7 protein-coding genes and 1 pseudogene are annotated in these 5,325 nt (G+C 71.4%); 3 read left to right on the forward strand and 5 right to left on the reverse strand.

The features are described 5' to 3' along the window. The 3 genes from P409_RS25665 to P409_RS25675 form a co-directional block, all read left to right on the forward strand. Positions 1 to 225 (forward strand): NIL domain-containing protein (locus P409_RS25665; protein WP_034845129.1); only part of this gene is annotated, 225 nt, incomplete at its 5' end. Then, complete coding sequence (locus P409_RS25670) at positions 194 to 859, forward strand: methionine ABC transporter permease (protein ID WP_034845131.1); 666 nt, start codon at positions 194 to 196, stop codon at positions 857 to 859. The genes P409_RS25665 and P409_RS25670, both read left to right, overlap by 32 nt. A gap of 30 nt (positions 860 to 889) precedes the next feature. Next, on the forward strand, positions 890 to 1,669 hold the full coding sequence (locus tag P409_RS25675) for a MetQ/NlpA family ABC transporter substrate-binding protein (RefSeq protein WP_152613537.1): 780 nt from the start codon (positions 890 to 892) through the stop codon (positions 1,667 to 1,669). 68 nt (positions 1,670 to 1,737) lie between these two features. Here the strand turns inward: P409_RS25675 and P409_RS25680 are convergent, their stop codons facing one another. The 5 genes and pseudogenes from P409_RS25680 to P409_RS38260 form a co-directional block, all read right to left on the reverse strand. Further along, entirely contained in the window at positions 1,738 to 2,181 is a 444-nt protein-coding gene (locus P409_RS25680; protein WP_081991794.1) for a DoxX family protein, read from the reverse strand. Between the two features lie 282 nt (positions 2,182 to 2,463). Then, positions 2,464 to 3,078 (reverse strand): alpha/beta fold hydrolase, encoded by a 615-nt coding sequence (locus P409_RS25685; protein WP_161790473.1) that lies wholly within the window; start codon positions 3,076 to 3,078, stop codon positions 2,464 to 2,466. A gap of 37 nt (positions 3,079 to 3,115) precedes the next feature. Beyond that, positions 3,116 to 3,301: pseudogene (locus P409_RS41630) on the reverse strand (hypothetical protein); the annotation flags it as partial. Beyond that, a complete protein-coding gene (locus P409_RS25690; protein ID WP_052121391.1) occupies positions 3,298 to 4,197 on the reverse strand; it encodes an NAD(P)-dependent oxidoreductase in 900 nt (299 codons plus the stop codon). The gene P409_RS25690 and the pseudogene P409_RS41630, both read right to left, overlap by 4 nt. Before the next feature lie 506 nt (positions 4,198 to 4,703). Further along, entirely contained in the window at positions 4,704 to 5,024 is a 321-nt protein-coding gene (locus P409_RS38260) for a hypothetical protein (protein ID WP_034845133.1), read from the reverse strand. Between the last annotated feature and the right edge of the window lie 301 nt (positions 5,025 to 5,325).

The raw sequence follows: 5,325 nt of genomic DNA on the forward strand, positions 1-5,325 counted from the left end.
GCGGGCACCACCGCGCTGGGCCAGCTGGCCCGGCGGCTGGGCGTCGACGCGGCGCTGCTGCACGGCCGGGTCGACAGCGTGCAGGGCGCGCCCTTCGGCACCCTGATCGTGGCGATCCCCGGCGGGCCCGAGGCGGCCCGGCCGGCGATCGACTTCCTCACCTCCCTCAAGCTTTCCGTCGAGGTCCTGGGCCATGTCCCCGCAACTCTTCGCGCTGCTGGCTGACGCCGCCTGGGCGACGCTGTACATGGTCGCGGTCTCGGCCGCGATCGGCACGCTGCTGGGCGGCCCGATCGGCATCTGGCTGGCGACCAGCGGCAAGGGCGAGCTGTTCGCGGCGCCCGCGGCCAACCGCGTTGCCGGGCTGGTGGTCAACGCCACCCGCTCCACCCCCTTCATCATCCTGGTGGTGGCGATTATCCCCTTCACCCGGCTGATCGCCGGCACCTCGATCGGCACCACCGCGGCGATCGTGCCGCTGACGATCGCCTGCGTGCCCTTCATCGCCCGGATCATCGAGGCGGCGGTGCGCGAGGTCGACCAGAGCCTGGTCGAGGCCGCCAAGGCCATGGGCGCGACGCCGCTGCAGATCGTGCGCAAGGTGCTGGTGCCGGAGGCGATGCCCGCCATCGTGCTGGGCCTGACCCTGACCGTGGTCAGCCTGATCGGCTATTCCGCCATGGTCGGCGCGGTCGGCGGCGGGGGGCTGGGTGACCTGGGCATCCGCTACGGCTATCAGCGCTTCATGCCGGAGATGATGGCCGCGGTGGTGGTCGTGCTGATCCTGTTCGTGCAGGCGGTGCAGATGGCCGGCGACCGGCTGGCCCGCCGCGTCAACAAGCGGCAGCGTTCCGCCTGACCTGAACCATTCCGTTTCGAGGGGGATAGAATGAGCCTGAAGACGATTCTGGCCGCGGCGGCGTTCGCCCTGGCCGTGCAGCCGGCGCTGGCCGAGACCGTGAAGATCGGCGTCACGCCGGGGCCGCATGCCGAGATCCTGGAGAAGGTGAAGCCGATCGCCCATGAGAAGGGTCTGGACATCGAGATCGTCGAGTTCTCGGATTATGTCGTGCCCAACGCGGCGCTCGACACCGGCGAGCTCGACGCCAATTCGTTCCAGCACGAGCCGTACCTGGTGAACGAGATCGAGAAGCGCGGCTACAAGCTCAGCAAGGTGGCCAACACCGTCACCTTCCCGATCGGCATCTACTCGAAGAAGATCAAGGCGATCGGCGAGCTGCACGACGGCGCCAGGGTCGGCATCCCGAACGACCCGACCAATGGCGGCCGCGTCCTGCTGCTGCTGCAGTCGGCCGGGCTGCTCAAGCTGGCCGACGGCGTCGGGCTGAAGCCGACCGTGCTCGACATCACCGGCAACCCGAAGAACCTGCAGATCATCGAGCTGGACGCGGCGCAGCTGCCGCGGTCGCTGGACGACACCGACATCTCGGCGATCAACACCAACTACGCGGTCGAGGCAGGGCTGGACCCGGCCAGGGACGCGATCCTGCGCGAGGCCGCCGACGGCCCCTATGTCAACATCATCGCGGTGCAGACCGCCCGCAAGGACGAGCCCTGGGTGAAGACCCTGGTCGAGAGCTACCACACCGACGCGATCAAGCAGTTCCTGGCGGACCGCTTCAAGGGCGCGGTCGTCGCCGGCTGGTAAGCGCGCCGACCATTGGGCGAGCGAAGGGCGCGCGGCCGCAGGGTCGCGCGCCCTTTCCGTTTGCGGGATCAGCCCTCGCCGGGACCGCTGTCGAGGGAATGGCGGCCGCCGCCCGTGCCGGCGATGAAGAGCAGCCCGCCGAGCACGGCCAGGTTGCTCATGAAGATCGCGAAGTCGAGCTCGAACCGGCTCGGTGCCGACTCCCAGAACGGGTGGAACAGCACGGTGGCGACGACGGTGAAGCCGGCCAGGGCCAGCGCGGCCAGCCGGGTGTGCCAGCCGAGCAGCAGCAAGGCGCCGGCGACGATCTGCAGCGCCGCGGCGACGCCGAGCAGCAGCTCGGGCTGCGGCAGGCCGCGGCCCTGCACCATCGCCACCATCGACGCCCATTCCGGGATCTTGGAGAGGCCGGCGGCGAAGAACACCAGTGCCAGGCAGAGTCGGCCGGCGAGCTGGATGAGGTCGAGCCCGGAATTCCGCTCGGTGTTGTGTACGACCATGGTTGAGGACATGAAACGGTTCGCTTGTGCTGTCGCTATGCCGCCAAGCTAAGCCGATCATTGTGGCCGCGCCGTGTCGGCCATCACACCGGCAGCGCGGCGGCCCAGCGGCGGATCTCGGTGAGGTCCTGCTGCCACGCGGCGAGATCGGTGCCGGCATCGTAGACGCCGATCAGATCGCCGAGAGGATCGATTGTGTCCATGCGCCCTCCGCCGCGTTCCGGCTGCCACCCCACTCAAGGCCCGCCCGGCCGGGGCAGCAAGACCGGGCGACCGCCGCCGGCCGCGACGGACTCACCCGGCCGCCGCGATCTCCCCGATCCGCCGGTTCACCTCCGCCGCCGCCTCGATCGGCAGCATGTGGCCCTGACCGGGGAGCAGATGCACCGCCACCGCCGGCGGCAGGCCATGGGCGTGATCCACCGGCAGGATCGCATCGCCCATGCCCCACAGCACCTGCACCGGCCCCTTCAGCTCCGCCAGCCGGTCGCGCAGCACCAGGCGCTGGCGGCCGGGGGTGAAGCACTGGTCGGCCAGGCGGCGCAGCGTCGCGCGCACGCCCGGGCCCCGCATCGCCATCAGCACCAGCTCGCCCAGCGCCGGCGTGACCAGGCCGGGATCGGCGTAGAGCGGCCGCAGCGCCGCGGTCAGCGTCGCCGGGTCGTCGGCGGCCAGCAGCCGGTCGACGAAGCCGGTGTCGGCCTCCGGCCCCAGCCCGGCGGAGGCGATGAGGGTCAGCGAGGCGGCGCGGCCGGGATCGGACAGCGCCGCCTGCAGCGCCACCGCCCCGCCCAGGGAATGGCCGGCCAGATGGGCGCGGCCGATGCCGGCGGCGTTGGAGGAAGGCCAGCAGCGCCTCGGCCAGACCGGGCACGCCGCCGGCGCCGAGATCCTGCGACGAGCCGCCATGGCCGGGCAGGTCGAGGGCATAGACCGGGTGCCGGGCCGAGAGCGGCACCTGGTTGGCGGCCCAGGTCAGCAGCTCGCCGCCGAAGCCGTGCACCATGACGATCGGGATGTCCTGCCCCGCGCCCATGCGGCGGTAGCGGATCGGCCGCCCATCGGCCAGGATCGCGATCTCGGTGCGGACGCCGCCGGCCGTGGCCGGGTGGAACGTGCCGGGCCGGCTCATTCCTCGATCCCGGCCTCGATGCCGGCGAGGCGGAACTGCAGCTTGTGCACGGCATTGGCCTGCAGCTCGCCATAGCCGGCGACCAGGGCGGCGCGATACAGCTCGGCCGTCAAGGCGGTGCCGGGCATCGGCACGCCGCTGGCGCGGCCGAGATCGAGCATCAGCCCGATATCCTTGGCCATGTTCTTGAGGTGGAAGGCCGGCGAGAAGTCGTTGGCCAGCGTCTTGCGCGCGGCGCCGCGGATGACGCCGGAGGAGCCGCCGAAGCGGTCCAGCACCTCGATGATCCCCTCCGCCGCCAGCCCGTTCTTGCGGGCCAGGGCCAGGCCTTCGCCCAGCGCCGCGGTCTGCGCCGCCGACAGCAGGTTGCCGATCAGCTTCATCACCGCCCCGGCGCCGTTGGGGCCGAGATGATGCACGCCGCCGGACACCGCCTCGAGGATCGGGCGCGCCGCCTGCAGCGCCGTGGCGTCGCCGCCGACGATGAAGCCGATGCTGCCGTCCCAGGCATGGTCCTTGCTGCCATAGACCGGGGCGTCGAGATAGGCGTGGCCGGCCTGGGCCGCCGCCTCCGCCAGGCTGCGCGACACCGCCGGGTCGGTGGTGGTGCTGTCGATCACCACGGCGCCCTTGGCCGCATGGGCGAAGGCGCCGTCGGCGCCGAGCAGCACGGCGCGCTGGGTGTCCGGCCCGGTGACGCAGAGCATCACCCGATCGCGGCCGGATGCCGCCGCCGCGACCGAGCCGGCGCGGACGAAGCCGGGATGGGCCGTGATCTCCTCCGGCAGATCGGCCGCGCTGCGGTTCCAGGCATGCACGCGATGCCCCGTCTGCAGCAGGTTGCGCACCATGCCCCGGCCCATCAGGCCAAGGCCGAGATAGGCGATCTCCGCCATGCTCCAGATCCTCCCGTCGCGCGAGGCCGGTCCGGCGCCCGCCCCCATTTATCCTACAATTGACGGATCGTACAAAGATCGAGCCGGAAGGCCAGCCCGCAGAAGGGAGAGGTCGCGCGGGGGCGGAGGCGCCGGACCGTTCACGGCCCGATCCTCTGCCGGCTCATCGGATTGCCGCTCCCGCCTGGCGGGACTGTCGCCGTCCCACAACCGTCATTGCGAGCACAGCGAAGCAATCCATGCCGCAGCTCGTGCGGGGCGATGGATTGCTTCGTCGGCTTCGCCTCCTCGCAATGACGATTGCGGGGACGGCGCCAGCACCTTCGGCCTCTCCTGCGATGCGGGAGAGGCAAGGCGCTCGGTTCTCGCAAAGTAGGTGCGCGGCGCAGTTCCCACCTGTCATGCCCTGGGCATCCGGGGGATGTCGATGCGGCCCCGGGCGGCTCCCGGATTGCGGTCCTTGGACTTGACCCGAGAACCCACCCGGCAATGACAAGAGTGTGTGCTCACCCCGTGTCCGGCAGCCTGGGCCTGCGGCCGGGTGGGGAACGAGGCGTCGGCAAGTCCTCCGGCGGATCGTCGGCCGGCGCGGCCACCGCCAGGAACACCCGGTGCGAGCGGTCTCCCTGGGTAACGGCCACCTGCCGCCCCGCGGCCCGGCGCCGCTCCTCCCGCCGCGCCTCGCCCATCGTCTGCTCCAAGAGCAGCGTCAGCCGCAGCGAGCGGGCGATCACGGCGATGCGCTGGCAGTAGTCGACGCCGGGCTGCGGCGCCTCGACCGCCTCGGTCCGCGCCGCCTCGGCCACCTCGATCTGGATCTCGGCCATCCGGGCGAGAAGGCGCAGATGCCGCGCCGCCCGCTCCTCGGCGGGAGCGGGCGGGCCTCCGACTCCAGATCGGTCTGTGCCTCATCCATGGAACATATCATGAACATGATTCAGCGGCGGCGCAATGAACATCGTGTTCACTGCCCGGCGGGGTGGTCTAGGCTGCGCCTGCGGCGGCAGAGGGCACGGGGATGACGCAGGTTCTGGCCGAATGGGGCATGGCCGGCATCGAGGCCCTCCGGGGCCGGGTCGCGGTGCTGGTCGTGGTCGACGTGCTGTCCTTCTGCACCGCCGTCGACGT

This window comes from Inquilinus limosus MP06 (assembly GCF_000767795.1).
In the GTDB taxonomy this organism is placed as follows: domain Bacteria; phylum Pseudomonadota; class Alphaproteobacteria; order DSM-16000; family Inquilinaceae; genus Inquilinus; species Inquilinus limosus_E.

Bases quoted from the DNA above. Each gene is read 5' to 3' on its own strand.
- P409_RS25675 (WP_152613537.1), top strand. From the start codon at position 890: ATGAGCCTGAAGACGATTCTGGCCGCGGCGGCGTTCGCCCTGGCCGTG.
- P409_RS25690 (WP_052121391.1), bottom strand. From the start codon at position 4,197: ATGGCGGAGATCGCCTATCTCGGCCTTGGCCTGATGGGCCGGGGCATG.
- P409_RS25670 (WP_034845131.1), top strand. From the start codon at position 194: ATGTCCCCGCAACTCTTCGCGCTGCTGGCTGACGCCGCCTGGGCGACG.
- P409_RS38260 (WP_034845133.1), bottom strand. From the start codon at position 5,024: ATGGCCGAGATCCAGATCGAGGTGGCCGAGGCGGCGCGGACCGAGGCG.
- P409_RS25680 (WP_081991794.1), bottom strand. From the start codon at position 2,181: ATGTCCTCAACCATGGTCGTACACAACACCGAGCGGAATTCCGGGCTC.
- P409_RS25685 (WP_161790473.1), bottom strand. From the start codon at position 3,078: ATGGCGGCTCGTCGCAGGATCTCGGCGCCGGCGGCGTGCCCGGTCTGG.